The sequence below is a fragment of the Marmoricola sp. URHB0036 genome (assembly GCF_000426045.1).
Classification (GTDB): domain Bacteria; phylum Actinomycetota; class Actinomycetes; order Propionibacteriales; family Nocardioidaceae; genus Marmoricola.
Map to the genome: position 1 here is coordinate 1 of NZ_AUEP01000007.1, position 26,258 is coordinate 26,258.

Here is a 26,258-nt window from a genome sequence, read left to right on the forward strand (position 1 = left end):
CGATGATTTTCATCAGGAGCCGGTTGTATGGCGAATTGCTCACCAAGAAGCCATTCTTGGGTGTATGGATGCCCTGACGTCGCATGATGCTGGTGTCCATGAACTCGCGCCGGTCCGCGAGCGCCCAGGCGTTGAGGTCGACGCACTGGCCGCCCTCGGTCTGAACGATTCGATATACCTCACCCTTGCGGACAGGAAACGCCTTTCCTGAGATCGGCGTGACGATGAAGTCTTCCCGAATCGGCCCGTAAGCCTCTTCTGGCGTGCCCATGCTCATGCTGAACCTCGCTCCATTTCGCGCGAACGCAGATACTCGTCAAACACACGCGCCACTACTTCGGCATGTGTGTCACCAAATCGTCCCTCGTCGAGCAACTTACCCAGCAGGATTACCTGCTGTTCGGTGAATCGAACCTTCACACGGACGGGTTCATCATCAGTCACTGCTATCACCTTCCTGTAGCCATTGCTGTCTTTTCGGTCGTACGCAGCGAGTCAGCGCAGCCGCGCCTCCACGCGTCAGCGGCATTTCAGCGCGGACGCCGAAGAACCGGGAGCGGTTGTGGAGGGCGCGCGGGGTGGCGCAATTGGCCATCCTGCACCGATCTACGAAATCGCCCGCAACAACGGGTGGATCAGCCTCGGTGCCGACCACGACGCGCCCATGCGCGCCGTCGACTCGATCCGCAACTAGTAGACGCAACGCGGCAGCCTCGGCGATCCGCACGTTTCGCGACTGCTGATCGTCGTCGAGGCGGGCGGCTCCGCCAGCTACCGCTGCCGAGTGTGGACGAGCGAACAGGCAGCGCTGGCCGCGGAAAACGGGCTGGCAATCACGCTCTGCCAGGTCCCGGCTGGCAGACCGAAATGGAACAAGATCGAACATTGGTTGCTCTCGCATCTCACGCCTATCTGGCGAGATCGCCGTTGACCAGTCAGGGGGTCGTGGTCACCGCGCGCTCCGTACTCAGCGCAGTCGTCCCTTAGTAAGGTGGTCGAGAAATACAGCGAGGAGGATCACGGCGCCGATTGCGACCTGCGCCCAGAACGCAGACACGTTCAGGAGCACGAGGCCGTTGCGAATGGAGGCAATGAACAGGACGCCGATGACAGTCCCGGACAGGGTCCCGAGACCGCCGAAGAGCGAGGTGCCTCCGATTGCCACCGCCGCGATCGCATCGAGAAGGTCCGTTTGCCCGACACTTCCCGAACCGGCGCCGATCCGCGCCGCAAGAACAAGACCTGCTATCCCAGCAGTAATCGAGCTCAGCATGAACACCTTCTGCTTTACCCGTTCGACGTTCACACCCGCCAGACGCGCGGAGTCTGCGTTGCCGCCGACCGCGTAGACTTCGAGCCCAAACCGAGTCGACCGAAGCAAGGCAAAAACGATCACAACAACGACCACCGCAAGGATGATTGGCGTATTGATTCCTGCGATGGTGCCTTGGCCGAGTGCGCTAAAGCTGTTCGGAAACCCGTACACCGCGGTCCCCTTCGTAATGACGAAGGCAAACCCTTGCAGTATCGACAGCATCGCCAGCGTGGTCACGAACGATGGCATCTTGACACGCGTGACAAAGAGCCCGTTCATCAGCCCGATGCCTGCCGCGCCGAGCAGGGCGATCGCTGCAGCAGCTGGCCAGGGCAGGCCAACCTTCACCGCCAGGACGGCAAACGCTGCTCCTGTAAACGCTTCGAGAGCCGCAATCGACAAGTCGATCTCGGCCGCAATCAGCGTGACAGTCACGCCCACCGCGAGGATCATCAACGGCGATGCGTTAAGGAGGATATTGAGGACGTTCGAGGTCGTGAGGAAGTTCGGCGACAGGGCCGACATCACAACCCACACCACAACGAGCCCGAGCAGCAGCCGCACTTGACTCTGACGAACGACATCACGCAATCCCATGCGAAACACGCGACGCCGCGAGTCGTGTTGGCCGTGGTCGGCCGCCGGACTGGCGCCGGCTGACTGGTTCGGACTCAGTGGCGCTCGCGGGCTGGCGCTCTGGCCTTGGACATCATTAACCATAGATTTCTTCCTCACTTGCGGTAATGGCGTGACGAAGCACAAGCTCGCGCGAAACATCCTCGCGACTGTAGGTCTTAACGATTTGTCCTCGTCGCATGATCAGTACGCGATCGCAGATGCCCACGATTTCGTCGAACTCCGCCGAGATCATCAGAACTGCGCTGCCCTCGCTGGCCAACGCTTCGATTGCCCGGTAGACGTCGACCTTGCTACCGACGTCCACACCCCGTGTTGGTTCATCCAGAATGACAACCGCTGGATTGGTCGCGATCGCGCGCGCCAGTACGACCTTTTGCTGGTTTCCGCCGCTCAGGCCGCTGACGACTTGAGACGGGCTATGGGCGCGAATGCCGAACTTCGTGACTAGGTTGGCGACGGCACTAGTTACACGCCGCCAATCAATAAACGGGCCGCGTGTGAGGCCCCGTCTCGTGCTGCGGTCGCTCATCATTTGAACGACAATGTTGTCGCGAACCGACAGTTGGTGGATGAGCCCTTCCGTTGCGCGGTTTTCGGGCACGAGCACAATCCCCGCGGCGATTGCTTCAGCGGGCGTGCGGATCCGCGTGGGTTGTCCATTAACCCGCAGCGATTCGACCGAGCCTGGGCCGGCGCCAATAATCGCCCGCGCAATTTCGGTCTTTCCTGCACCGACAAGCCCCGTCACCCCAACGATTTCTCCGCGCCGGACGACGAGGTCGATCCCGCGCGGCGACGTTGGCGTTACGAGGCCTTCAACTTCGAGGGCAGGATCGCCAACTTCACATGGGATCTTCGGATACATATCGCTCAATGATCTCGCCAGCATCAGCTCAATAACCTCGTCCATGGATACCTCTGATACCGGCATCGTGCGGACGAGAGTTCCGTTACGGAAAACTGAAATGCGATCGGCGAGTTCCATCACGTCATCGAGGTGATGGGAGATGTAAATGATGCCCACCTGCCTCTCACGCAACAGCCGAAGCCGCTCGAACAGTTCCTCGCGGTCGCCAGGCGAGAGCGCCGAGGTAGGTTCGTCGAGCACGAGGACCTTCATCTCACGGTGCAGCGCGCGAGCGATGAGCACCAACTGAATCTCGGACGCAGACAGGGAGGACGCGAGCCGATCGCACGCGATATCGGCACCGACTAAGGCGAGGGCATCCTTGGCTTGGTGCACCATCGCATCGTGGGCGACCGTGCCCAAAACACGCCCGAGCACTCCGTGCCGTGTCGGCGCTTGGCCGAGCACGAGGTTCTGCGCAACGGTGAGATGCGGTATGAGAGAGAGCTCCTGATGGATGACAGAGATGCCGAGGGCGCCGGCGTCCGCCGGACGCCCAAGAGAGACAGGCTCTCCCATGACGCGGACTTCACCTTGGTCGGGTTGAACCAAGCCACTAAGAACCTTGACAAAAGTGCTCTTTCCTGCACCATTCTCGCCAACAATGGCGTGTATCTCGCCGCTTTCGAGCTTGAACGAAACATCCTGCAAAGCCTTAGTAGCAGAGAATGTCTTCGCCAGATTCTTGGTTTCGAGTATCAGCATCGTTGCTCACACGAAGTCATAAAGCATACGGGTTGCGCTTGCGTCGTGGTCCACGCAGCCAACGGTGGTTGGCACGACGCCTTGGCCCGTACCGATGACTCGTCCATCGCCTAGAACGACCATTCGTCCGGGAATCATGTTTCCTTGGGTCAGCACTTGCCACTCCAAGCAGTCTCAAGGCGAGGACGGAGGTCGGCCACACCCGGAACGCTCGTCAACTTTCCGGTCCGCACGTCTTGAAGTTGCTGAGTCGTGAGCGCCGAGAACGGCGTCAAATTGCGCGGAGACACCTTGCCCCCCTCGATCGTCTTCACGGCGTCGTCGACAAACTTCGTCCCGACCAGGTCCAGGTACAGGATTCCGTCCATCTGAAACTGGCCCTTCAACGTCGCCTGGAGGCCCGTGCACGTGCCGTTATATCCAGCGATCACAACCTGGTCTTGCTTACCGGCGGCCTTGGCGGCGCTAGCGGCCCCGAACGCCATCTCGTCGTTTTCAGCGAAGATCGCATCGAGATCCGGGTGAGCCGTAAGGATGTCGGTCGCGACTGCGAGTCCCTTGTCGCGAGCCCAACCCGCGTCAGCAGACGCAACCAGGTCGAGACCGGTCCCCTGGATTCCAGACTTGAACCCGGCCGTGCGCTGGTTCGCAGCCGCATCGCCAGCGGCTCCCTCCAGGATCGCCACCTCGCCTTTTCCTCCAAGCTCCTTACTCAGTGCCTGCCCCACGAGTTTGCCACCCGCGGTCTCATCGACACCGATGTAGCCTGCGGCGAGACCCTTCTCCACGGCGCCAGGCACGTCGTCCACGATGAGGAACACTGGGATCTTGGCGGCCTTCGCCTGCTGCAACACGGGGGTAATTCCACCGGCGTCCCAGGGCTCCAACCCCAGCGCCTGAACGCCCGATGCGATCATCGTCTGAGCCTTAGCAAGCTGGTCCTGAAGGTTGTCGCTCCCCTGGACCTGAAACTGAGACTTCGGGTATTTGCTCTTCGCCGACTGCGTAATCGCATCACCGATGCTCTTGATCGCTGGGTTCGTGAAGGTGTTCAGTACCACGCCAACCCGATAGTTCCCCGAAGACGATGACTTCGACGACCCGTCTGACGACGCGCACCCCGACGCGAGCATGACCAACGACCCGCACGCTGCGAGAGCAATCGCCGCGCGCAAGCGCCCTCGAATTGCCCCGCGCTTTCCATTCGCACCGTACATTCCAATCAGTCCTTCTCTTTGCGTCGATTTGATTCCCTGCACCATGTCTCGCAGCGACTGGCCCATCGCGCCGGTTCGTCAGCGACCACATGCCCATTTTGGACTCGCTGCGCCGCTACCTCACCGGCGACGTCGTCAGCTGCCGATCAGCATTCGTTTGTCCTGGCTCACCAGACTGTGCCGTCCTGTTCCACGGACCTAGCTGGCCGCGGTCTGACCCCGCTCACGCAGTGCGGGGTTCAACTCGCAGGCTTCTGCCCATGTCACCACGTTCATCGCTTTCGTGAATTTTCCGAGACCGTCGGTTAGAGCGCACATTGTCCCTAGTTCGATGATCTCCTCTTCGGTGAAATGCTCCCTCAGATCATCGATCACTGCATCGTCGTCGATCGCGTCATCCGATTCCTTGAATTTCGTGGCGAATCGCAGAGCGGCCTTTTCGCGGGGCGTAAACTTATCGCTGGAGTCGGCATCCCACAATTCCGCAATCATGCTCTCCGTGAGGCCCTCTTGCTGTGCGACTCTTGACCGAACTGTCGAGCAATAGCCGCAGTGATGCGCCTCCGAGATGCGGATCCGGCAAATCTCCTTAAGACGATTTGGCAGCAACCCCTCAAAGCACACCGTGGTCCATGCATCAATGACAGCGGTTCCCACCTCCGACCGGCCGAAGATGGATACGACTCGCCTGTCGGGTGTGCCAGTCTTCTCCGAACGCTCCATGAGTTCGCGCAGTCGAGGTCCGATCTCATCCTCTTCAATAAACCTAAGTCGCGGCATTCGATTTGCCTTTCTTCTTGTGGGGAAAGTACTGCCGGGCTTCATGTATTGCCCGGCACGTTGGCACTTGGGATCTCTACAGATTTACATGTGCGGATGCATACGGTGGCAGCCGTTCAGTTCGAAGGGCCACTGCGCCGTCACCGGCGGGCGACCCCAGGCCTCGGACGATCTCGACCACCTCGGCCTACGGGTTCCCAGTTGGAAGCTGACGGGCTGCTGGCCCGGGCACAGGACGACGTTGGGCTCCATCCTGCAAGCCTTTCTCAGAGCGCGTGTAAGGACGACCGAGTCACCGTGCTTGAACCGGTGCATGTTCACACCGCCGCGGTCTCGGCGGCCTCGTACGGGGTCAGTTCATCCAGCGCAGGCTTGACGTGCTCCATGAACAGACGCATGTTGCGGATGACACTCTCAGACGGCTCCTGCGCATAGTGAGTGATGAGCACCATGTACTCGGCGGGCAGCTCCGACCACTGCTCGACGAACTGGTTGCGCACCTCGTCGGGCGTCCCGACCATCCACAAGCCCGACGCAAGCACCGAGCCCACCGGATCGGACTCGTCGTACTTCATCATCGGGGTGAGCGACTTATAGAGGTTGCGATAGATCTCGACGTCGTAGTCACTGACCGCCTGGCGCGCCTCTTCGGTTGTGTCGGCGATCTGGACCCATCGCACAAGAGCCTGGTTCTGGCCGAGCGCGTAGTCGTAGCCGGCAGCGGCGGCGTTGTCGACGTAGGCCTGACCGAACTTTCCGGCCGTGCCGATGCCGGAGAAGTAGGTGGGGATGAACCCGTGCCGTCCGCAGTACTCCACAGTCTCGAGCGACGCGTTGGATGCGACGAACACGGGCGGGTTGGGCTTGGTGTACGGGGACGGGCAGACGCTGACGCGGCGCACGGTTCCTTCGGGGCCGATCTCCCCGGGAGCGCCCAGCCGGGAAGTGACGTCGCTCATCAGCCACTCGGTGCCCTCGTCATAGGGGAACGGGATCTGCCAGCGTGGGGAGTTGTGATCGATGCTGTCCTCCAGCCAGGCCTTCTGTACGATCTCGACGTTCTCTTCGAAGACCTCGCGGTTCACGCGATCCTCGCGAGTCTGTCGGGCGAGCATCTCGGCGCCCATCGCCTCGCGATCGGCCTCGCTCTTACCGTCAGGTGAGAGCGTTGCGCGGCTGCCGACGTGCTGGCCAAGCGTGTTGGTCCAGCGGGACTGGTAGCCGCGGGAGAACCCGACGAAGGAGCGGCCCTTCGTCAGGTGATCGATCATTGCGGTGTCCTCGGCCACCCGGATGGGGTTCTGCGAGCTCATGGTGAACCCGAGCTGGCCGATGCGAATCCGTTCGGTCACGGCTGCCCAGTATGCGTTCAGAAGCCCGGGGTTGGGGCCGACTTCATAGCCCTCCGAGTGGAAGTGGTGCTCGACGGCGCCGACGCCCCAGAAGCCGATTTCGTCTGCGGCCTTAACGATGTCGGTGAGACCGTGAACGCACTCGTTGTAGCGGTCTGTGTTACGTCCGAAAGGGCGAAGAGCCTGGCGCTCCGCCTCGTTTGCAGCGGCAAGTACCGGATACGTCTGAAGGATCGGCTTAACCATCGGGGCTCCTGGCGTGTCGTAGCGAGTGTGGCCGGGCCAACGACCCGAGCTCGATTACCTCGAATGAGAATGCCCTCTGGGTCCCACGGGCACTATGGCAGCCGCAACAAAGATCGGACCGATCCGTTAGCGATCTGCCAAACAGCGAACGGTCCGTCCTGGCGTGCCGCATCTACCAACCTGCTGGGAGCTTCTCGAGCGTCGAGGTCGAGCCACGGCGCCATTCGCCACAGTTGTCTCTCTCCACATTCCACACGCCGATCGGGGCACGGTGCGGCTTGGCACCAAGGCGGGGTGGGCACGCTGGGCGGTCGACGCGTTGGCGTCGATCGTCGCCGGCAGGTGCGGGCCACATACGGCAGCGGTGAGGTGACGCTGGGGAACGACCCCGCACTTCGCTGCCCGCAACCCATTGACTGAGGTCGTGCTCGAGCAGATGCTGGCCGAGCGTCGCGACGCGGCAGTTTCGCGCACACGCTTGAGCCTGCCGGCCAAGACGTCGATGCCGAGCGCTCGAGCTCGAAGTCCTCATCCAGCAGGGAGTTCGTCACCGCACCGGGGGGAGCACTTGCGGGCCCTGATGCCCCGCTCGCTGGCCGACGTTCGCATGGCGGGTTGATGCTCGACGGCCTGGACCTGAAGGGCCGCTGCGCACTGAACTGGTCGAGGACGCGCTCAACGCAGCTGCTGCGAACCGCTGCAGTCTCAAGGCCGCGCTCTGCCCCAGCGACCACGGGTCGATCGACTGCTCTGAGGGCCTACGCCGGGCTGTGTAGAAAGCTCGGCGTCACCCAATCGATGGGTATCGTCGGCTCATCGGCCAACAACACGTTGGCGGAGTCCATCAACGCCACCCCCAAGCGCGAGATCGTCTAGGACGCCGGATCGCTCGATATTGCACGCCGCGGACGCTCTGATGGACGAGGCCGCCAGGTCGGCGGTGTCGGGGGACGACGGCGATAACCCAAGCGCGACCAGCCTCAGCAACAAGCGGGACGTGCGGTAGCGGGCTGGTCCGGGGGGCGGGGATCGAGTCGTGCTGCAGATGACAGCCATCCTCAACCACCTAACGCGTTGGAGGACTAGATCAGCCCTAGTTGCGAGGCGGCCTCGTCGACGTTTGCAACTGCAAGATCGAGGGACCGTGCAAGCCCGACTGCCCGGCGAACCAACGCTCCGTTTCCGGGGCTGAGTTCACCCCGTCGCAGGAAGAGAGTGTCCTCAAGGCCGGCGCGCGCGTTTCCACCAAGCGCGAGACCGATGGCCGTGAGCTGCAGGTTGGCTCTTCCTATTGCGATCACCTGCCACACTGCGTTGTCGGGAAGTCGCTGCACCAAATTCAACAGATTTGCCGGAGTAGCCGCAGCACCACCCTGGACGCCGAGGACGATGCTGAACTGGGGTCGGCCCGTGATAAGTCCCTCATCGATCAGGCGCAGACAGGCATCAAGGTGACCCGTGTCATAAATCTCCATTTCGGGCTTTACGCCGAGTTCCTGCATGCGACCCGCCAGCCGACGTACGTCGTTAGGCGGATTGCGAAACTCGCCGTCTCCGAAACTCATACTGCAAGGGTTCAACGTGGCCATTTGAGGCCGTAGTTCGACCAAGCGCTCGCGCTCGCTGAACGCCACTCCTAAACCGACGCCCGTCGAGATCTGGACTAGAATCGGGCAGGCGTCCTTGATCAGCGAAACCGTACGTTCCGCGGTAGCTATGTCGGCGGTCGGTCGGCCCTCGCCATCGCGAAAGTGGAGGTGCGCGACAGCGGCACCCTCACCGTGTGCTTCCGATACAGCGGCTGCGATCTCTTCCGGGCTTGTGGGCAGGCTCGGGTTGTCAGCCTTTGAGGCGATCGGTCCCGTCGTCGCAACGGTGATAATGACTGGCACGGGGAGCTCCTTCAGTCCAACTTCCGGCGAATGCTTTCCCCGGGGTTTGCATGCCTGCACGCTACGCAGGTGCCTCATGCGGCACCATGTCTACAGCGACAACAAGCCGACCCGAGGCTTTGTCAGCTGAGCTGATCGCTGCACGCGGACACTGTCGGCGTGCTACCGCGCAGCCATTGATGAAATAGAGGAGCTGCCCCTCCCGTGGCGGTATCACCCGGTCCCATGAACAGCGCAAACACCTGCTAAACGGGCTTGACCCCTGCCGAACCAGATCAAGCCGCGGCGAAGAGGTCGGCGAAGAACTCGTTCCAGACCAGGCCCGGTCTCAGCCGTGGCCACGCGCAGGCCGAGGACCTCGCCGTGCCCGTCACTATTGGGGCCGGTCGCGGTCAGCACCACAGCGTTGATACCCGGCCGCCCAGGCCGAAGTGGTGGAGAAGAATTTCTGGCTGCGCCAGCGCTATCAGTTCGGGCCTCAGAAATCGCGATGTATCTGGAGCGCTAGCCCCAGCTCAAGATCAGCCCCTCAGGCTTTGGAGCATCATGCGCGAACGGGACAACCTCAGGGAGGACGTCGCTTGCACACGGCCACAGTTGCGTGGGTTCATGCCGCTCGTGGACGAAAGGCACGGTACGCACAACACCGGTCGGTCTGCCTGGCTAAGAAGGCGAGGGTGGCGCCGTGGTCGGCCCAAGCAGCTTGTAGATCATCCTCGCCATGGTCACCTTCAGCAGGTCATCGTGGCTTCGGAGGTTCAGGTCGCAGATCTCTTCGACGCGCTTGAGTCGGTACTTCACGGTGTTTGCGTGAACGAAGAGACGCTCGGCCGATTCACGCACATTGCAATCGGTGTCCAGGTAGGTCCCCAGCGTCGCCAGCAGCCCGCCGTCGCGTGCGTCGCGATCGTGGTGTCTTAGCGGCCCGAGAATGCCCTCGGCCACGACCAGGAGTTCCTCTGGGCGCTGGTTGTCGACGAACAGCCCGAGAAGCCCAAGGTCTTCTTTGGCGATCGCGTCGCCGCGGCGGCCTAGACGATGCAGCAGGTCCGCGCACTGTTCCGCGGCCTGGTGAGACACTGCGTACTCCTCGGCGCTCGACGCAATCGAGCCGATTCCCGCCGAGAACGTTACGCCTTGTGCAGAGCGCGCCACCCGTCGGCGAGCCTCCGCGATCGCCTTAGCCAGCTTGTCGCGAGCGTCGGGTTGGCAGGTGACAGCCGCGGTCAGCTTGTCGCCAGCTTGACTAGCGACCGTGCCGGGGAGGCGCTCAGTGATCGTGGTCTCGATAAGCCGAAGCACTTTGGCTCGACGTTCTCTACCCGCCGGCTCAGAAAGGTGCTCCTTGCGCTCGAACTCCGGCCAGTTGTCGATCCCGATAACCACCACCCGGTGGTCCTCGTCAAGGCGCAGACCGTAGTGGCGCGCCCGCTCGGCCAGACGGCCTGGCGGCTCACGACCGCGGAGGAGATCAATGAGGAAGTCCGAGCGCAGTCGCTCCTCTGTCGCGCGAGCGGCACGCTCCTTGACCGTTTCAAGCGCCAGGACGGTCGCCGCGTGCTCGACCGCTCGTACGTCGAGGTCGCGGGATTCTAACGATCCCGATTCTACGAGCACGTAGCCGAGCAACTCGCTGCTGATACGGATCTCTCCGACGATGACCGCGTCAGTTTGAGCGGCGGAAGAATCTGAGACGAGTAGTTCGGCAACGTTGTCAAACAGGGCCCGTACATCGTCGGGTGGCTGCGGGTCGGAGATGCAGATGAACGCCCCGTCTTGGTCGGCAACAGCCACCGACCGTCCGATCAGCCCGGCCAGGGTCTGCGCAACGGCATTGAAGTCAGCACCAGCGATCACCGCGTGGGTGAGCCGCAGGTGGATCTCGTGCGCGCGCTCCAGAACGGTGCGATGACGGTGTAACGCTGCGTTGCTCGCAGCTAGCGCGGCGATTCGTTCCTCCTTTTCCTTGACGAGGTTCCCAATCCGAAGAGCCAGTGCCGCCTCCCCCGCCACTGTCTCGATCGCGTTAAGCTCCGCCGCGGTGAAGCTGCGCCGAGTAGCGGAGTACCCGTTGAAAACCCCGAGGACCTCGTCTTGCACGACAAGCGGCACCGACGTGACAGAGCGATACCCGAACTCGCGAGCCATCATCTTGGACGGGGGATAGGCGTCGACCGCTAACGCATCGGTCATGACGACCGTGCGCTTACCGGTGATGGCCCGACTCGTCGGGGAGCCGGCCACTGTCTCGTCGGTGAACGGGACGACGAAGACCTCGTTGAGCCTTGCGATGTACCCCGGCGGGAAAGCGTGCGAGGCGGCCAGCGACAGGCGATGCCAGCCATCTTCGGGCATGAGAATGCCGCTGAAGTCAAAGCCTGCGAACTCGGATAGCGATTGACAGATGTACTCGAGTGTCGGCTCGAGTTGGCGGTTCTCCAGCAGGCTGTCCAGCACTTCACGAAAGATCGAGAGACGATCGTCTGCGTCAGCTGTTCGATCCGCCAAAGGCATGGGGCATTGTAGCAACCCTCGGCCTGGTGTTTGGACCAACGGCGAGGCGTTGCCTTGTCAGATTCGCCAAGAGGCCTTGGGTCGGCCGGACGACAGTGGGCGCGCGATCACGACAGTGCCGTCGAACTCTGTGCCAGTTCGTATTGGTGGCGAGCTCCACAGCGGCTGACGGCACGCTGACGGGGGAGCACAATAGAGCGCGACCCGCGAGGCCGTCTGGGGGTGCGGACTCGACGCCACCACCCGAACCGGTGGACGGGTTGCCGTGAGCCGGCCTCCGTCCAGGAGCCTCGAGGCGAACGCCGTGCTGACGACGATCAGAGCCAGCGAGGTTCACCCGGATAGGGAGATCCGATACCCCCACAGGGGACGTCAGCCCATGGCGTCGCGCGCCGCCAAGGCCAGGCTCGCATCCTCGGCGCCAGCCAATAGACGCTTGGCAAAATGCTCGATCCTATCCGCACTGCACTTTGGAGGAAGCCCGTAAAGAGTTAGCTGGACCACCGCATGACCTTCGGGCCCGAAGACTGGGGCGGCGATCGTACGCACGTCATAGTCAGTTCCCGGCGCCAGATCGCGCTGATCGTAGCCCGCTAGGAGCGCGTGCACCATCCGCTCCGTGTCAGGGTCCGGACCGTACCCGGCCCTGGTCGGAACCGACGTGAGCCGTGCCCATAGGGCCTCGTGACTCTCTTTGCCCAGACCAACCGAGTACCCTCGTTGCCGGACGCGGGCGAGGACTCGCTCCCAGGATCGCCGTTCGTCGGGGTCATCTGCCAGCCCGAGTCGGCAGAGCCAACGTTCGACGGTGGCGGGTGAGCCCCAGCTGGCGAACGTAAACCCAATCGGGGGGCGGAAAGGAAGTCGGCGCCCAACGCGCGTGGGAACACCCTCCACTGAGCGGCCGGCTCGCGCGATGTGGATGAACTCATCCCCAACGAGAACCGCACCGTTGCACTCGACGTCCAGATCCGAGGCGATGGCCTCCATTGCCGGCCGGATCGGGTCGACCAAACGCAGCTGTTCGAGAAGATCCTCCTCCACCGCGATAGACGAAGATGGCGAGAAACTGCCATACCCACCCCGGAAGAACAGCAACGGCAGCTTCGGACCGACTGCCTCCAGATTCAAAACCTCGCCGATCACGATGAAGTGGTCCCCGGCCTCGTGCACCGTCTGTACTTCGCAATCGATCCACGCAACCGCACCGTCTAGGATCGGCGACCCCGACTCGGCACGGGACCACTCCAGGTCGGCAAACTTGTCGGCAGCCTTGGACGCGAACACTCGACAGATGTGCTCTTGGTCCGCTCCCAGAACGTTTGCGCAGAAGGCCCCAGTCGCTTGAATCTTCGGCCAAGTGGAGGATGCCCGGTCCACGATGAACGCGACGAGCGGTGGATCGAGAGAGACAGACGTGAACGACCCGACCGCAAGGCCAACCGCCTTGCCCTCGGGTTGCGCGGCTGTCACCACACTGACGCCAGTCGGATATTGCCCTAAGACTTCGCGGAACACTGAACTGTCGATCGGTCCTGACTTGGGCTCAGTCATGTTCGTCTCCTGGTGCCGGCAGGCAGCAATCGCTGCGTCTTCGTGCAGATGCCTCCCAAGTGAGCGCTGAGCTCGATGAGATCCGCCACGGCGCATGCACGATGGGTCAGTCCTGGGAGTCCGGCACTTCGGTCGGGGGCGCCACGTCGATGAGGACTTTGCCGACCACGCTGCCCTCCACTGCGTCGTGCGCAGATCCCGCGTCCGCGAGCGTGAAGCGTGTGCTCGGCAGCTCTGTGAGCGCACCCTCAGCGAGCGCCGCGACCACGCCCTCCAGCGCCGCAAACTTGGCCGTCTGGGGGATCTTGTAGATCAGCATGAAGGCGATCGAGGCGTTGGATGCCATCAGCGCCGGCGGCGGCGTCACAGCGTCGAAGGTCCGGGCGTAAACGACGATCACGCCACCATCGGCGATTACCTTGGCGTCGTCCTCGATATTGCGGGCAAGGTCCACCTCGATGATGCGGGCCACGCCGTCAGGCGCCCAGGCGCGCACCGTAGCCGCGACGTCCTCGGTGCGGTAGTCCACCACCAGCTCAGCGCCAGCAGCCTTAGCCAAAGCCGCCTTCTCGGGCCCGCTGACAGTCGCGGCGACTCGCGCGCCGGCATGCACCGCGAGCTCGATGGCCGCGTGTCCGACGGCGCCCGCGCCGCCCTGCACGAGCACCTGGTCGCCCGAGCCCAGCCGGCCATCGGCGAACAGGCAATGGTGTGCGGTCATCGCGGGGATGCCGAGCCCGGCGCCGAGATCGAACCCTGCGTGGTCAGGCAGCGGCACGGCGTGCGTGGACGGCAGAGCGATGTACTCCGCGGCCGTCCCACTGGCGCGCTGCCACTGCGCCTCCCACATCCACACGCGCTCACCGACACGATCGGCCGGCACGCCGTCACCTACGGCGACGATGACCCCCGCCCCATCCTGGTTTGGAATCACCCACGGGATGTCAGCGCCGCCAGCAATCGCCCCGCCCGAGCGCGACTTCCAGTCGGTGGGGTTGACGCCCGACACCACGACCGCAACGAGCACCTCGCCAACTCCGGGCTCGGGGCAAGGCACCGTCTCGAGGCGGATCGTGCCGGCGTCCGGCCCACTAGTCGGGTAGCGGGCGGCGAGCATGGTGGTCGGCAGTCCTGAAGGTGAGGAGGTCACGGGGCCGCGGTCCTTTCGCGTAACAAGTGGAGGACATGATCGACGCGATCGGTTTGTCGCGCATCAATGTTTTACGCTGGCCAAAAGGTCCCGCACAATGTTGGACTGGCCAACCATTTGCGCTTGCGTTGTCTATGGTGACAGAACCCCTGGTAAGACTGGCTCGGATTCCGCTTTTGCCAACGTCGGCGCTGGTGGCTAGGGTGCCGTCGCGGATACCGGATGGATCCGCGGCTCACCGAGGATGTGACGCGGCTCGGCCACCAGATGCGCAACATCGAGCGCGCGGATCGCATACGCAGGACGGTGTGGGCGGCTGCCGCGACAGTTTCCGGACAACTTGGTCCTAGTGTCCGGGCCACGCTCGTCCGGCTTCGAAGGAAACATGGTTGGCCGTGCTACGCGCCAAGCTCTGGGTCTGACGGCGACGCCGCGGGAGTCGCGATCTCGACCCAGATCGTGAGCGCGATGAGATAGCTACCTGCGCAGACGAGACCACTGGCCGCGAAACTCCAGAAGTCTGCATCTATCGAGGTTCCAACCCATACGCCGATCGGGACGAGTATCACCGGAACAAGGTTCAGCACAGCTGCGCCGTACGGCAGGGTCGGATCAGTTACTCCCTTGCTGGCCGCACCGCTTGATGCGACGGCGAGAGATACGAAGGCGATTCCCGCACCGGCAACAAATGCCCAGACCGACCACAGCCCGGGGTAGCCCCGTTGGCCGATACAACCCGCGAGCGTGCCGCCGATGCTCAAGGTGAACCCGTGTGGCACGGACATGATCCGTGTCAGATTTCTCAGTTCAGCCAAACCGGGCATCGCATCCTCCTGGAGCTGTTCGAAATGATCTCCTTCTCGACGAGTTGGCGCACGGCGCCGAGGACCTCGGTCTGGATGTCGGTGAGATGTTCGGTCTCGCAGAGCCGTTCGCTCATGACCGATCATCCCGCCTCAGTTCGTCAAGCCGCTTCATACAGTCCAGGCATTTCTCGTGGCTGTTCGTGTCGAAGGGCTCGTCCCAGAACTTGAACCAACTGTCAGCCCTCAGTCCACAGGCGGTCAAAGGAGTTCCCATCTCCTTCGCGTGCACCACCGAGGTGGGTTCGAAGTATGCGCCATCCCGAGCCAGGGTCACGGGCCTGTAGTACTGAGCAGTCGAGAAGAAGCGTCTTCCGTCTCCACGTTGCATGAATCCGACGCTCATCGGATCGAAGGTTCGGACTTGTCGTGGACCTCGTCTTCGGTGACACCGGGGGCGAGCTCGACCAGCTTCAACCCGTCGTCGGTGACGTCGAGGACGCACAGGTCGGTGATGATGCGCTGCACGACGGCCCGGCCGGTGTAGGGCAGCGAGCACTCGTTGACGATCTTGTAGGAGCCGTCCTTGGCGTTGTGCTCCATCAGCACGATCACCCGCTTGGCGCCGTGGACCAGGTCCATCGCGCCGCCCATGCCCTTGACCATCTTCCCGGGGATCATCCAGTTGGCGATGTCGCCGGCCGCGGAGACCTGCATCGCGCCGAGGATCGCGGCATCGATCTTGCCGCCCCGGATCATCCCGAAGCTGGTCGCGGAGTCGAAGAACGACGCCCCCTTGCGCAGCGTGACGGTCTCCTTGCCGGCGTTGATCAGGTCAGGGTCCTCATCGCCCTCGTAGGGGTAGGCGCCGACCCCGAGGATGCCGTTCTCGCTCTGCAGCACCAGCTCGACGTCGTCGTCGACGTAGTTCGGCACCAGCGTCGGCAACCCGATGCCGAGGTTCACATACGACCCGTCGGTCAGCTCGCTGGCCGCGCGTGCGGCCATCTCCTCACGCGTCCAACTCATCGTTCCACGTCTCCACCGTGCTGAACATTGCCGCTCGCCAGTCCTCTGGGCTCATGTGGAACATCACGTCTTCAAGACCCGCGTCGCTCAGCGGGATATCGGCCCTATTCTCGGCTGGTGGCCGTGGCGGCACCGAGTGGCTGGGAGAGCGAGGGTCAGGTGCCGCCACGGCAGTCTGGGAAGTTTGGTGTAGACGCGTGGTCCTCTTCTCGATGCGCTTGTCGGCTGCCTGCTCCGGGGTCAGGGCCACCACCCGCTGTACGAAGACACCCGGGGTGTGCACGTCCTCCGGCTTGATCTCACCGGGCTCGACGAGGTGCTCGACCTCGGCGATCGACACCCGCCCGCACATCGCGGCCAGCGGGTTGAAGTTGCGTGCCGACTCCCGGTAGACGAGGTTGCCGTGCCGGTCGCCCTTCCAGGCCCGCACCAGTCCGAAGTCGGCGATGATCGCCTCCTCGAGCACGTACTCCCGCCCCCCGAAGTCACGAGTCTCCTTCGGCGGGGAGGACACGATCACCTCACCGTTCGCGTCGTACCTCCACGGCAGGCCGCCCTCGGCCACCTGCGTGCCGCCGCCGGTCGCAGTGAAGAACGCCGCGATCCCCGACCCACCGGCGCGCATCCGCTCGGCCAGGGTCCCCTGCGGAGTCAGCTCGACCTCGAGCTCACCGGAGAGGTACTGCCGGGCGAACTCCTTGTTCTCCCCGACGTACGACGCCACCATCCGCCGCAACCGCTTCTCGGCCAGCAACCGGCCCAGACCCCACTCGTCGACACCGCAATTGTTCGAGACCGCCTCGAGGTCGGTCCTCCCGGCCTCCAGGAGCGCCTCGATCAGCACCGACGGGATCCCGCACAACCCGAAACCACCGACCGACAGCGTCGCGCCATCCGCGATGTCGGCGACCGCCTCGGCCGCCGACGCCACCACCTTGTCCACTGGCTCGTTCCCCTCTTCGTTGGCCCAACCGAACCGGTCTCTCGACCGACGGTCAAGGAACGAACATGAAGGGCGGTCAAAAATGCCGGCATTCAACCTTCCGACAGTAGGGACGTTCGCTCAGCGAACACTTAGGATCACCCGGGTGACTGACGTTGGTGTCGTGGGAAAGGTGAGTCGATTGCTGCGTGCCATCGCAGCGTCAGAGACCGAGGGGGTAGGTACGTCCAATCTGGCGCGGTCAGCAGGTATCAACCGCTCGACAGCGCATCGGCTCTTGGCCGAGATGCGGCAGGGCGGACTCGTTGATCGTCACGAGCCCTCCGGACTGTGGCTGCTCGGACCCGAGCTCTTTCTCATGGGCCTGTCGGCGGGCCCCCGCTATGACGTCACCGGGATCGCGCAGCCGATCGTCCGCAGACTCTCCACGACAACCGCTGAAAGCGCCTTTTTCTCGGTGCTGCGCGGCATGGAGACGGTCTGCCTGGTCCAGGAGGAAGGTAGCTACCCGATCCGCTCTCACGTTCTGCATGAGGGAATCCGCTTCCCCCTCGGCGTCGCTTCTGCCGGTCTTGCAATCCTGTCGTTCCTGCCGGAGGACGCGGCGCGCGAATACATGCGCGGAACGGACTTGAGTGCGTTTGGATCCGAGCATGCCCATGCCCCAATGGAGGCGCGAGTTGCGGAGACGCGTAAGCAAGGCTACGCAGTAAATCCTGGGCTAGTCGTGGAGGGCTCGTGGGGCATGGCCGCTGCCGTGTTCGACCATTCTGAGCGACCGATCGGCGCGCTGAGTCTGACGGGCGTCGAGCACCGATTCCAAACCAGCCGGCGGCCGCAACTGGGCCGAATTCTCATGGGCGCTGCCCACGAGCTCTCCGTTCTGCTGAATGACCGGACGGGAGGTCGAAACGCACTTGTCTGACTTGCAGTTGCACCGCTGCCCCGATCCCCATGGCATCGGCTAGGTCGGACGGGCAGACCCAAGCCTCGAAAGGAGCGCCTTGGCCAATGGGATGCTTGACGCGAAAAACTAACCGTAGGTGCGATTGGCAAGAGTCGGAAGGATGGATTTTCGGAGAAGCCCCCTCGCCTACGCCGTCGCCCGCGAGAGGCGACCGAACCTCGTGCGGTCCAGCAGAGGTAACAGTCAGGTCACCGCTCGCGGCATTCGCGTGAACGCCGTCTCGCCGGGTGTCATCCAGACGCCGGACCATGCGCCAGACACCTACGACGGCCTCGCAGCACTGCGCCCTCTGGGACGCGTTGGTCAGGTCAGCGACATCGTTGGCGGCATCCTCTACCTCGAGGCATCCCTGTTCGTCACCGGGGGGATCCTGCACATCGACGGTGGCCAGAGCGCCGGCCACTGACTTCGCCGTGCATGGCCCACCAGGAGGACCCGGGTTCAACCAGGGACTTCCCCTGGTGTGAGACCACCCGCACCGGACGGAGTCTGGTGCATGACGGCGGAACAGTTCCGCGGCGAAGGAGGCCGACATGTGCTTCGCACACTCAGGGTCGCCCAGTGAGGCCTTGCACGTGCAAGCGGGCATCGGCCCGGCGGCGTTCCGTACCTTTGCCGAGCTCGCGCAAGGCGGTGGGCTCGGCACAGTGGATGTCGCGGGGTCCGGTACGCCGGACGCAGTCGCGGCGCCCGAAGGCGACCGGATTCTGGACGGGTACGGACACGTGCTGCACAACCGTTGGAACCGGGACCTCGAGCCGGCGGTGAGCGTGCGTCAAGGCGAGGAAATACAACTGCTTTGTCGCGACGCTCTGGACATCGGTGACCAGGCGCGGACCCTCTCGCCGGACGGGAGCATGACCCTGGACCTCGGTCGGATCCACCCCATGACCGGTCCGGTGCACGTCGACGGCGCCGAGCCCGGTGACATCCTGGAGGTCGAGATCCTCGACGTCAGTCCGCTGGTCGACTTCGGCTACACCACAGTGAGCCCCGCGCTCGGCCTCTTCGGCGCTCTTCGCCCTGAGAGCCTGGCGCAGTTCGCGCCCTGGATGGAGGCCTCGCAGCTCAGCGACCCCTCTCCAGGCCGCGTACCCTCGGCCGTCCCGGAGGACCAGCCCTTCAATTCCGGGGCTGCCTACGTCCAGCTGTTCAGCTTCGAGAAGGGTCAGTCCAGCGGCTTCGCCACCTTTGTCGGTTCGGACACCGGTCGACGGGCACGAATCCCCATCGCCCCCTTCATGGGCATCATGGGCAACGCGCCTATGCGCAAGGGGATGTATCGCAGTTTCCCGCCCAGCTTCAGCGGCGGCATGGGCGGCAACATCGATGTCCGGCAGATCGTCTCGGGGTCGAAGCTGCAGTTGCCCGTCTACGTGGACGGCGCCAAGTTCTCCGCCGGCGACGGGCACATGGCTCAGGGCGACGGGGAGATCGCCGGTACAGCCATCGAAACGCTGATGTCGGCGACGCTTCGATTCTCCGTCATCAAGAACCGCATCATCGCCGGCCCACGCGCCGTTGTGCCCTCGGCCGACCCGACCCAGAAGGCGATGCCTCCCGAGATGTGTGACCAGGGCTACTACGTCACGACCGGCAGTGGCCCGGACCTGATGGAGGACGCCAAGAACGCCGTACGCGACATGATCGACTGGCTGGTCACCGACCAGCAGGTGAGCATGCACGAGGCCTACGCGTTGTGCAGCGTTGCGGGTGACCTCAAGATCAGCGAGATGGTCGACCTCCCCAACTGGCTGGTCTCGATGACCCTCCCCCGCGGCATTTTCGAGCCGGTATGACGCGCCCAGCCCACGTGCAAACACGGAGGTTTCCATGAAAGCCACACGAAACGAGACGACCTGCGGCCTTCGGTCACGCACGCCTCTGGCTGCCGTCGCGGGCGGGCTCGTGGCCGCCTCCATCGGGACTCTCGCCATGGACCTGTTGCTCTTCGCTCGCTACAAACGGGGCGGCGGCAGCACCGGTTTCCGTCGATGGGAGTTCTCCTCGGACATCCGCGGATGGGAGGAAGCCCCCGCTCCTGCGCATGTCGGCAAACGGCTGGTCGAAGGTCTTTTCGGTATGGACCTTCCCGATCGGCGGGCTGCTCTGGTCAACAACATCACCCACTGGGGCTACGGAATCCTCAACGGTGTTCCCTTCGGCATCATCGTGGGCTCAGTCAACTCACCGCGGGTGCGGTACGGCGCCGTGTTCGGCGCGTCTGTCTGGGCCACCAGCTATGCCGTCCTTCCGGCGGCGAAGCTCTACCAACCGATCTGGGAGTACGACGCTCGCACCCTCGGCAAGGACCTCAGCGCGCACCTGCTGTACGGGCTGAGTACAGCCGCTGTCTTCAAGAGCTTGAGCACTGTGAGGGGATCCCGGCCATGACCGCCGACCCAGCAGAGCTGCAGATTCTCGCAACCACGTCGAGCTCCGTGGCCGCCAAAGCTCGACGGACGGGCGCAGATTTCATCGTGGCCACTCTCAAGGCCTCGGGAGTCCGGCGCATCTACGGACTTCCCGGCGACTCCCTGAACGCACTGACGGATGCGATACGGCGGGACGGCGACCTCGCTTGGCAGCATGTTCGACATGAAGAGGCCGCGGCACTTGCCGCGGCAGGTGCGGCGGCGGTCACCGATCAGCTGGCCGTGTGTGCGGCCAGCTGTGGACCGGGCAACCTGCACCTGATCAACGGGCTGTTCGACGCCCAACGCAGCCGGGTCCCGGTGCTCGCCATCGCTGGGCACATCCCCCAGGCCGAGATCGGCAGTGGCTACTTCCAGGAGACCCATCCCCAGGAGCTGTTCCGGGAGTGCAGCGTCTTCGCGGAGATGGTCAGCGTCCCGGAACAGCTTCCACGGCTACTGCGCATCGCGATGCGTACGGCGCTGGAACGGCGCGGAGTCGCCGTTCTCATCGTGCCCCCCGAGATCTTTAAGCACCAGGCACCTTCGGGTCCCGCGGCGCCCGTGCACCCGACAGCCTCCACCACCCGGCCGGACGATGTCGCGCTCAGGACCGCCGCCGCGGTGCTCAACGAGGCCACGGCGGTCACGATTCTTGCCGGCGCCGGATGCGCCGGTGCTCACGACGAAGTCGTCGCGATCGCGGACAAGCTGAAGGCACCAGTCGTGCACGCTATGCGTGGCAAGGAGTTCGTCGAGTACGACAACCCCTTCGACGTGGGGATGACCGGGCTGCTCGGCTTCGTCTCGGGCTATCGCGCCATGGAGCACTGTGACGCGCTGCTGATCCTCGGCAGCGACTTCCCCTACGGCCCGTTCTACCCCGATGGCGCCCAGATCGTGCAGGTCGACGTACGCGGTGAGCAGATCGGTCGGCGCGTCCCCGTCGACGTACCGCTCGTCGGCAGCGTCAAGGACACCGTCACGGCGCTGTTCGAGCTCATCCGCGAGGGCCGCGGCCCGGATCACCTCGACCGCATGACAGCGCACTACCGCCGCGCGCGCCGGCGCCTGGACAAGGCGGCCGATGCCGGCAGAGGCAGAGGTCCCCTCCATCCGCAGACAGTCGCTGTGGCGATCGATCGACTGGCGGCACCGGACGCAGTTCTGATCCCGGACGTCGGTACGCCGACGCTGTGGGCGGCACGCTACTTCCGTATGAACGGGCTTCGCCGGCTGATCGGCTCGTTCACGCACGGCACGATGGCCAATGCGCTACCTCAGGCCCTCGGCGTGCAAGCGGCCTGCCCGGACCGACAGGTGGTCGCATTCGCCGGTGACGGCGGCATAGCGATGCTCCTCGGCGAGCTGTTGACTCTGCGCCAGCAGCACCTGCCGGTCAAGATCATCGTCCTCAACAACGGATCTCTGGGGTTCGTCGAGCTGGAGATGAAGGCGGACGGCATCGTGAACTTCGGCACTGATCTCGCGAATCCCAACTTCGCCGAGGTAGCCAACGCCATGGGAATCCACGGCGTCCGAGTGGAGCACCCGGCGGAGCTGGACAGCGCCCTGCGCGATGCCTTCGCTCAGCCGGGTCCCGCACTGGTGGACGTCCTGACCCACCGGCACGAACTGGCCATCCCGCCAACAGTCACGGCGCAGGAAGCGGCAGGCTTCACGCTCTGGGCGACGCGGAGCGTCCTCAACGGTGACGCCAGCTCGGTCATCGACGTCGCGCGAACCAACCTCCGGCAGCTCCGCTTCGAATAGTCGACCAACCTCGGTCAGTAGAGAACCTCGTCGTCGTGCCCAACGATGACGACCCTGCCTCGAGCCTGTCGCGCCACGCCGGCCGCCACGGAAGGATCGAACCACCTGGCCAGACGCCGTCCGTGTCCTCTGCCCAACACGATCAGGTCGGCGGTGCGACCTTCGTTGAGCAGCGCCGTCGCCGGATTCGTACGGCACAGCACAGCGCTGACCTGGAGGAAGGGAGCGCGGCTACGGGCCCATTGCACGGCGTCCTCCAGCAGTGCCTGTGCACCCTCGAGTGGCCCAGCGTCCCAGTAGGCGGTGAAAGCAAACGGATCGAGCCAGAGCGCCGGCTGGGCGACGTGCACGATTCGCAACGGGGCCTGTCCGGCGTACGCCCGCACGACGGCCCACTCCAACGCCCGGACGCTGTCGCTCGACCCGTTGACCCCGACCACGATCGGTCGGACAGAATCCGCTGCACTGTTGCCCGGAGCGGCGAAGTGCTTCACCAGATGCCACTGTCCTGGCCCCTGGGGCGTTCGCGACCACATCATGGCCGGGTGCCCCTCGAGGCACCGCGCGGAGCACGGTCGCTCACCCTGCGCGAGGTCTGCGTCGACGCGCGCGTGGCGTGTGGGTCGTTCATGCCTGAAGGTCATCTCCGTGGTCGTTGACTGGTCGCCGGGATTGCTCGGCGGGCGATCGGACGCCGCTGACTTCACTGTGCCGGGAGGCTTTGCTGGGCGCGCCCGTGAAGGCACTGGTGAATCCACTGGTCACCACACCACCGGGGACCACCACGGGCGCGAACGATGCAGCCCGGACGGATGCTTGCCGGACCCATAGAAGTAGAAGGCGACCCAAGGGAGCCAGACGTGCCCGCAAACAAACAGCGTCCAGCGCGCGAGGCGACGACCCCCGCGAAGCTCTACGCCCTGCGCAGCCCGACCGGTCTTGCGCTGATTGCGGCGACGGTCCTCGCGTCGATGGTCGGGTTCCTCAACGCCTACATGATCAACGTCGCCGTGCCGGCAATCGCTGATGATCTCCACGCGACCGTGAGCGAGCTGCAGTGGGTGCTGACCGGGTACCTGGTCACGGTCGCCGCGCTGCTGCTTCTGGCTGGGGCGCTGGCGGACCAGTTCGGGCGCCGGCGCATCCTCGTCGTCGGCCTGGGCATCATGCTGCTCGCCTCACTGTGCTGCGCTGCCGCACCAACGGTGGGCACGCTTGTCGCAGCTCGTTTGGTCCAGGGCGTGGGAGGTGCACTGGTCGTGCCCAGCAGCCTCGCCCTCCTCAACGGCACACTTCGAGGATCCGATCGAGCGCGAGGTATCGGGGTCTGGGCTGGACTCGCGACCCTTGGCACCACCTTCGGCCCGTACGCCGGAGGCTGGCTCGTCGACCACGCGTCATGGCGTTATGTCTTTCTGCTCAACCTCCCGCTCGTCATCGCGGCTTTCCTGACGCTGCGCGCCGTACCCGAGAGCGGTCTGTCGCGACGACCTTCCTCGCTCGATGTCGTTGGCGGCACGCTCGCCGTGGGCGGCCTCGGTGGCGTCATCTACGCCCTGACGGCCGCCCCTTCTTCCGGATGGCAGAGCCTCTCGGTCGCATCGTCCGGCCTGATCGGTGTCGTCTGCCTGGCGGCTCTCGTTCCGGTCGAGAAGAGACGCCGCGCCCCCATGATGCGAATGGGAATCTTCCGGTCGCGCCAGTTCGACGCCATCAACGCAGCCACTCTGCTGTTCTACGGCGCCCTCGCCGCCGCCGGGTACTTGGTCGTGCTGCAGTGTGAGCTGCAGCTCGGTTACAGTGCCACGCGGGCAGGCGCTGCGCTCATCCCAGAGTCGGTGGTCTTCCTTCTCGTCTCCCCCTTTGTCGGCGGCCTGGTGGCGAAGGTAGGGACCCGGTGGCCGATGGCTGCCGGCATCCTCGTGGTCGCTGTTGGATTCGCTTGGCTCTCGACAGCCAGCCCCGGAGATCCCTACGCACAAGCGATCCTGCCCGGAGCGATCCTGTGGGGCCTGGGAATCGGCTTGACGGTGGCCCCATTGACCGCAGGCGTACTTGCGGCTGTCGACGACTCAGACCTCGGAGAGGCGTCTGCGATCAACGATGCAGCCTCGCGGGTCGGAGGCGTCATCATGGTGGCGGTCGTCCCACTGCTGCTGGGCGCCGGCACCGCACGCAGCCTGGGACAACCGCTGTCGCAGAACTACCAGTTCGCGATGCTCGTCATGGCCGGGCTGAGTCTTCTCGCCGCGGTCATCACGGTGGTGTTCGTCTCGCACGGTCGTGTCCCCTCCGAAACGCCACTTCCGGCTGTGACGCCGCGAATCTCCGGCTGCGCACTGCCTCATCATTCCGGAACGCTCGATACGCCAACGACCATCGATGTGATGGAACCCAGGAGTGCATCATGACCACCGCACCAGCAACGACCGCAGTGTCCACGGGCAGCCTTGCCGGCCAGATCGTCGTCGTCATCGGAGGAAGCTCCGGCATCGGCCTGGAGACAGCCCGACAAGCACGCTCGGCGGGAGCCGAGCTGATCCTCACCGGCCGCAACCGTGCTCGCCTCGACCGCGCCCGCGACGAGATCAAGGCCCTGAGCTCGGCGACCCTCGATCTCGGCGACGCGGCCGCGATCGAGTTCTTCTTCAGTGGCCTACCGGCCGACATCGACCACGTTTTCGTGACGGGTGGCGGGCCGCCGTATGCAGGGATCCTCGACCTGGATTTCGACGAGGCGCTACGGGCGCTCGATGAGCACTTGCTCGGTTCGTTGCGTATCGCCCGAGCGTGCGCGCCACGTCTCCAGACCGGTGGGTCGTTGACCTTTGTCACTGGCACGCACGCACGCCGACCAGGCATTGGTCTGAGTATTGCCGCCATAGCTGCCGTCGGTGTGCCGGCGATCGTCGCCAACGCCGCGGTCGAGCTGGCTCCGATGCGAGTCAATGCCATCGCTGCTGGATTCGTCGACACGCCCCTGTCGGCTCGTATCCTGGGCGATGCGCTCGAAGGCCGCCGCGCCGAGCTCCGTGCCACTCTGCCGATCCGACGTGTGGTCGGGCCAGCCGACGTTGCCGCGGTCGCGATCCATCTGATGACCAACACGGCCGTGACCGGAGCCACCTTCGACGTGGACGGTGGCCAACAGCTCATCCCATGAGCGGTCGATGCCTGCACGACGACGTGGTCGTGCAGCCACTCCCGGGTCCGTCGTCGTCGGAACCAGACGTTGGCCAGGCCCACGCGACGCGGGCGGCCAACGGGCGCATAGTCACGGGGATGACCAGGGACATACCCGGGCGCGGTCCGGCCCTCCTCAGCAGGATGCTGGGGCTGTCCAGTCCGCAGCCAACAAGGAGAACCCACTATGACCACTGTGCAGCAGGCCAGCGAGAATCCCGAGACCTCAGCGAGCGCTGGCCCCGACCTGAAGCTCGAGGTCATCGTCATCCCCGTGTCCGATCCCGATCGGACCAAGGACTTCTACACCCGACTTGGCTGGCGTGAGGACGCCGACCTGACAACCAGTGAAGACTTTCGCGTACTGCAGTTCACTCCCCCGGGATCCAGCTGCTCGGTCATCTTCGGGAAAGGGGTGAGCTCGGCACCCCCAGGCTCCGCGCAGGGTCTGCACCTGATCGTCTCCGACGTCGAAGCGGCTCGCGCCGTACTGGTCGGGCGCGGGGCAGAGGTGAGTGAGGTCTTCCATGACATCGGCGGAATCTTCCACCACGCTGGCACAGAGGGCCGTTTGTCAGGGCCGGCCGCAAGCGGTGGCAGCTACGGCTCCTTCGCGTCCTTTGTGGATCCCGACGGGAACGGATGGGTCCTGCAGGAGGTCACCACCCGGCTGCCGGGCCGAATCACCGGGGACATGACAGCGTTCAGCTCAGTCAACGACCTGTCCGCCGCGCTGGCGCGTGCTGCTGCTGCCCACGGCGAACACGAGGCGCGGACTGGACAGGAGGACCCGTCATGGCCCGATTGGTATGCCGCCTACATCGTGCGCGAACGATCGGGCGACCCGTTGCCCTCGTAACTGCCTCCGAGAGGAT

The 26,258-nt window shown here is 64.3% G+C and carries 23 protein-coding genes and 4 pseudogenes; 10 read left to right on the forward strand and 17 right to left on the reverse strand.

Features of this window, described 5'->3' with window-relative positions; translation table 11 throughout:
- Both H976_RS31105 and H976_RS29885 read right to left on the reverse strand, forming a co-directional pair.
- Positions 1-169, reverse strand: a 169-nt coding sequence (locus tag H976_RS31105; protein WP_369759016.1) for a hypothetical protein, incomplete at its 3' end; no start/stop codon positions are given.
- A 104-nt stretch (positions 170-273) separates the two neighbouring features.
- Complete coding sequence (locus H976_RS29885) at positions 274-444, reverse strand: hypothetical protein (RefSeq protein ID WP_155918085.1); 171 nt, start codon at positions 442-444, stop codon at positions 274-276.
- Between the two features lie 271 nt (positions 445-715).
- On the opposite strand from H976_RS29885, the pseudogene H976_RS31110 reads away from it, so the two are divergent.
- Positions 716-931 (forward strand): annotated as a pseudogene (locus H976_RS31110) (ISAzo13 family transposase); the annotation flags it as partial.
- A 36-nt stretch (positions 932-967) separates the two neighbouring features.
- On the opposite strand, the gene H976_RS0108260 reads toward H976_RS31110, so the two are convergent.
- The 5 genes from H976_RS0108260 to H976_RS25265 all read right to left on the reverse strand — a co-directional run bounded on the left by H976_RS0108260 (position 968) and on the right by H976_RS25265 (position 7,161).
- A complete protein-coding gene (locus H976_RS0108260) occupies positions 968-1,912 on the reverse strand; it encodes an ABC transporter permease (protein ID WP_036225415.1) in 945 nt (314 codons plus the stop codon).
- A 115-nt stretch (positions 1,913-2,027) separates the two neighbouring features.
- Positions 2,028-3,566, reverse strand: a complete 1,539-nt coding sequence (locus H976_RS0108265; protein ID WP_027861157.1) for a sugar ABC transporter ATP-binding protein — start codon at positions 3,564-3,566, stop codon at positions 2,028-2,030.
- A gap of 149 nt (positions 3,567-3,715) precedes the next feature.
- Positions 3,716-4,627, reverse strand: a complete 912-nt coding sequence (locus tag H976_RS0108270) for a sugar ABC transporter substrate-binding protein (RefSeq protein ID WP_027861158.1) — start codon at positions 4,625-4,627, stop codon at positions 3,716-3,718.
- 354 nt (positions 4,628-4,981) lie between these two features.
- Entirely contained in the window at positions 4,982-5,506 is a 525-nt protein-coding gene (locus tag H976_RS29430; protein ID WP_231388835.1) for a carboxymuconolactone decarboxylase family protein, read from the reverse strand.
- A 374-nt stretch (positions 5,507-5,880) separates the two neighbouring features.
- Entirely contained in the window at positions 5,881-7,161 is a 1,281-nt protein-coding gene (locus tag H976_RS25265) for an LLM class flavin-dependent oxidoreductase (RefSeq protein ID WP_081682760.1), read from the reverse strand.
- Positions 7,162-7,808: 647 nt separating this feature from the next.
- Here H976_RS25265 and H976_RS29435 point away from each other — a divergent pair.
- Positions 7,809-8,034 (forward strand): annotated as a pseudogene (locus H976_RS29435) (IS3 family transposase); the annotation flags it as partial.
- Positions 8,035-8,243: 209 nt separating this feature from the next.
- Here H976_RS29435 and H976_RS29440 read toward each other — a convergent pair.
- The 9 genes and pseudogenes from H976_RS29440 to H976_RS25270 all read right to left on the reverse strand — a co-directional run.
- Positions 8,244-9,053 carry a 3-keto-5-aminohexanoate cleavage protein gene (locus tag H976_RS29440; RefSeq protein WP_081682761.1) on the reverse strand — a complete coding sequence of 270 codons (810 nt, stop codon included), beginning with the start codon at positions 9,051-9,053 and terminating at the stop codon, positions 8,244-8,246.
- A gap of 284 nt (positions 9,054-9,337) precedes the next feature.
- Positions 9,338-9,467 (reverse strand): annotated as a pseudogene (locus H976_RS29890) (transposase); the annotation flags it as partial.
- 249 nt (positions 9,468-9,716) lie between these two features.
- Positions 9,717-11,567 (reverse strand): helix-turn-helix domain-containing protein, encoded by a 1,851-nt coding sequence (locus tag H976_RS0108290; protein ID WP_081682762.1) that lies wholly within the window; start codon positions 11,565-11,567, stop codon positions 9,717-9,719.
- Positions 11,568-11,939: 372 nt separating this feature from the next.
- The gene (locus H976_RS0108295) at positions 11,940-13,121 is read right to left on the reverse strand and encodes a flavin reductase (protein ID WP_027861160.1); all 1,182 of its coding nucleotides are present in this window, start codon (positions 13,119-13,121) and stop codon (positions 11,940-11,942) included.
- Between the two features lie 106 nt (positions 13,122-13,227).
- A complete protein-coding gene (locus tag H976_RS0108300) occupies positions 13,228-14,271 on the reverse strand; it encodes an NADPH:quinone reductase (RefSeq protein WP_196804010.1) in 1,044 nt (347 codons plus the stop codon).
- Positions 14,272-14,669: 398 nt separating this feature from the next.
- Entirely contained in the window at positions 14,670-15,095 is a 426-nt protein-coding gene (locus tag H976_RS29895) for a hypothetical protein (protein ID WP_155918087.1), read from the reverse strand.
- Positions 15,074-15,211 carry a hypothetical protein gene (locus H976_RS29900; protein ID WP_155918089.1) on the reverse strand — a complete coding sequence of 46 codons (138 nt, stop codon included), beginning with the start codon at positions 15,209-15,211 and terminating at the stop codon, positions 15,074-15,076. Before H976_RS29900 ends, H976_RS29895 begins: the two co-directional genes overlap by 22 nt.
- A gap of 265 nt (positions 15,212-15,476) precedes the next feature.
- Positions 15,477-16,103: a CoA transferase subunit B gene (locus H976_RS0108310; protein ID WP_027861162.1), complete on the reverse strand. Its 627-nt coding sequence runs from the start codon at positions 16,101-16,103 to the stop codon at positions 15,477-15,479.
- Between the two features lie 193 nt (positions 16,104-16,296).
- A pseudogene (locus H976_RS25270) lies at positions 16,297-17,046 on the reverse strand (CoA transferase subunit A); the annotation flags it as partial.
- A 145-nt stretch (positions 17,047-17,191) separates the two neighbouring features.
- Between H976_RS25270 and H976_RS25275 the strand changes: the two are divergent.
- The 5 genes from H976_RS25275 to poxB all read left to right on the forward strand — a co-directional run bounded on the left by H976_RS25275 (position 17,192) and on the right by poxB (position 22,200).
- Entirely contained in the window at positions 17,192-17,971 is a 780-nt protein-coding gene (locus tag H976_RS25275) for an IclR family transcriptional regulator (RefSeq protein ID WP_036225419.1), read from the forward strand.
- A 142-nt stretch (positions 17,972-18,113) separates the two neighbouring features.
- On the forward strand, positions 18,114-18,419 hold the full coding sequence (locus H976_RS30870) for an SDR family oxidoreductase (RefSeq protein ID WP_081682766.1): 306 nt from the start codon (positions 18,114-18,116) through the stop codon (positions 18,417-18,419).
- Positions 18,420-18,546: 127 nt separating this feature from the next.
- A complete protein-coding gene (locus tag H976_RS0108330; RefSeq protein ID WP_051276491.1) occupies positions 18,547-19,812 on the forward strand; it encodes an acetamidase/formamidase family protein in 1,266 nt (421 codons plus the stop codon).
- Positions 19,813-19,948: 136 nt separating this feature from the next.
- On the forward strand, positions 19,949-20,407 hold the full coding sequence (locus H976_RS0108335; protein WP_155918091.1) for a hypothetical protein: 459 nt from the start codon (positions 19,949-19,951) through the stop codon (positions 20,405-20,407).
- Positions 20,404-22,200: a ubiquinone-dependent pyruvate dehydrogenase gene (gene poxB / locus H976_RS0108340; RefSeq protein ID WP_081682767.1), complete on the forward strand. Its 1,797-nt coding sequence runs from the start codon at positions 20,404-20,406 to the stop codon at positions 22,198-22,200. The genes H976_RS0108335 and poxB overlap by 4 nt, the downstream gene beginning before the upstream one ends.
- 14 nt (positions 22,201-22,214) lie before the next feature.
- On the opposite strand, the gene H976_RS0108345 is transcribed toward poxB, so the two are convergent.
- Positions 22,215-22,694: a universal stress protein gene (locus H976_RS0108345; RefSeq protein WP_027861167.1), complete on the reverse strand. Its 480-nt coding sequence runs from the start codon at positions 22,692-22,694 to the stop codon at positions 22,215-22,217.
- Positions 22,695-23,060: 366 nt separating this feature from the next.
- On the opposite strand from H976_RS0108345, the gene H976_RS25280 reads away from it, so the two are divergent.
- The 3 genes from H976_RS25280 to H976_RS0108360 all read left to right on the forward strand — a co-directional run bounded on the left by H976_RS25280 (position 23,061) and on the right by H976_RS0108360 (position 26,242).
- Positions 23,061-24,611, forward strand: a complete 1,551-nt coding sequence (locus H976_RS25280) for an MFS transporter (protein ID WP_051276493.1) — start codon at positions 23,061-23,063, stop codon at positions 24,609-24,611.
- Complete coding sequence (locus H976_RS0108355; protein WP_036225423.1) at positions 24,608-25,363, forward strand: SDR family oxidoreductase; 756 nt, start codon at positions 24,608-24,610, stop codon at positions 25,361-25,363. Before H976_RS25280 ends, H976_RS0108355 begins: the two co-directional genes overlap by 4 nt.
- A 207-nt stretch (positions 25,364-25,570) precedes the next feature.
- Positions 25,571-26,242 carry a VOC family protein gene (locus tag H976_RS0108360; RefSeq protein ID WP_051276495.1) on the forward strand — a complete coding sequence of 224 codons (672 nt, stop codon included), beginning with the start codon at positions 25,571-25,573 and terminating at the stop codon, positions 26,240-26,242.
- The last annotated feature ends 16 nt before the right edge of the window (positions 26,243-26,258 follow it).

What these genes read in the sequence shown, in the direction of transcription:
- H976_RS29895 (WP_155918087.1), bottom strand. Translation starts at nt 15,095, where the DNA reads ATGCCCGGTTTGGCTGAACTGAGAAATCTGACACGGATCATGTCCGTG.
- H976_RS30870 (WP_081682766.1), top strand. Translation starts at nt 18,114, where the DNA reads ATGGATTTTCGGAGAAGCCCCCTCGCCTACGCCGTCGCCCGCGAGAGG.
- H976_RS0108360 (WP_051276495.1), top strand. Translation starts at nt 25,571, where the DNA reads ATGACCACTGTGCAGCAGGCCAGCGAGAATCCCGAGACCTCAGCGAGC.
- H976_RS0108335 (WP_155918091.1), top strand. Translation starts at nt 19,949, where the DNA reads ATGGACCTGTTGCTCTTCGCTCGCTACAAACGGGGCGGCGGCAGCACC.
- H976_RS29900 (WP_155918089.1), bottom strand. Translation starts at nt 15,211, where the DNA reads ATGAGCGAACGGCTCTGCGAGACCGAACATCTCACCGACATCCAGACC.
- H976_RS0108265 (WP_027861157.1), bottom strand. Translation starts at nt 3,566, where the DNA reads ATGCTGATACTCGAAACCAAGAATCTGGCGAAGACATTCTCTGCTACT.
- H976_RS0108295 (WP_027861160.1), bottom strand. Translation starts at nt 13,121, where the DNA reads ATGACTGAGCCCAAGTCAGGACCGATCGACAGTTCAGTGTTCCGCGAA.
- H976_RS0108355 (WP_036225423.1), top strand. Translation starts at nt 24,608, where the DNA reads ATGACCACCGCACCAGCAACGACCGCAGTGTCCACGGGCAGCCTTGCC.
- H976_RS0108290 (WP_081682762.1), bottom strand. Translation starts at nt 11,567, where the DNA reads ATGCCTTTGGCGGATCGAACAGCTGACGCAGACGATCGTCTCTCGATC.
- H976_RS0108330 (WP_051276491.1), top strand. Translation starts at nt 18,547, where the DNA reads ATGTGCTTCGCACACTCAGGGTCGCCCAGTGAGGCCTTGCACGTGCAA.
- H976_RS0108260 (WP_036225415.1), bottom strand. Translation starts at nt 1,912, where the DNA reads ATGGGATTGCGTGATGTCGTTCGTCAGAGTCAAGTGCGGCTGCTGCTC.
- H976_RS29430 (WP_231388835.1), bottom strand. Translation starts at nt 5,506, where the DNA reads ATGGAGCGTTCGGAGAAGACTGGCACACCCGACAGGCGAGTCGTATCC.
- H976_RS0108310 (WP_027861162.1), bottom strand. Translation starts at nt 16,103, where the DNA reads ATGAGTTGGACGCGTGAGGAGATGGCCGCACGCGCGGCCAGCGAGCTG.
- poxB (WP_081682767.1), top strand. Translation starts at nt 20,404, where the DNA reads ATGACCGCCGACCCAGCAGAGCTGCAGATTCTCGCAACCACGTCGAGC.
- H976_RS25265 (WP_081682760.1), bottom strand. Translation starts at nt 7,161, where the DNA reads ATGGTTAAGCCGATCCTTCAGACGTATCCGGTACTTGCCGCTGCAAAC.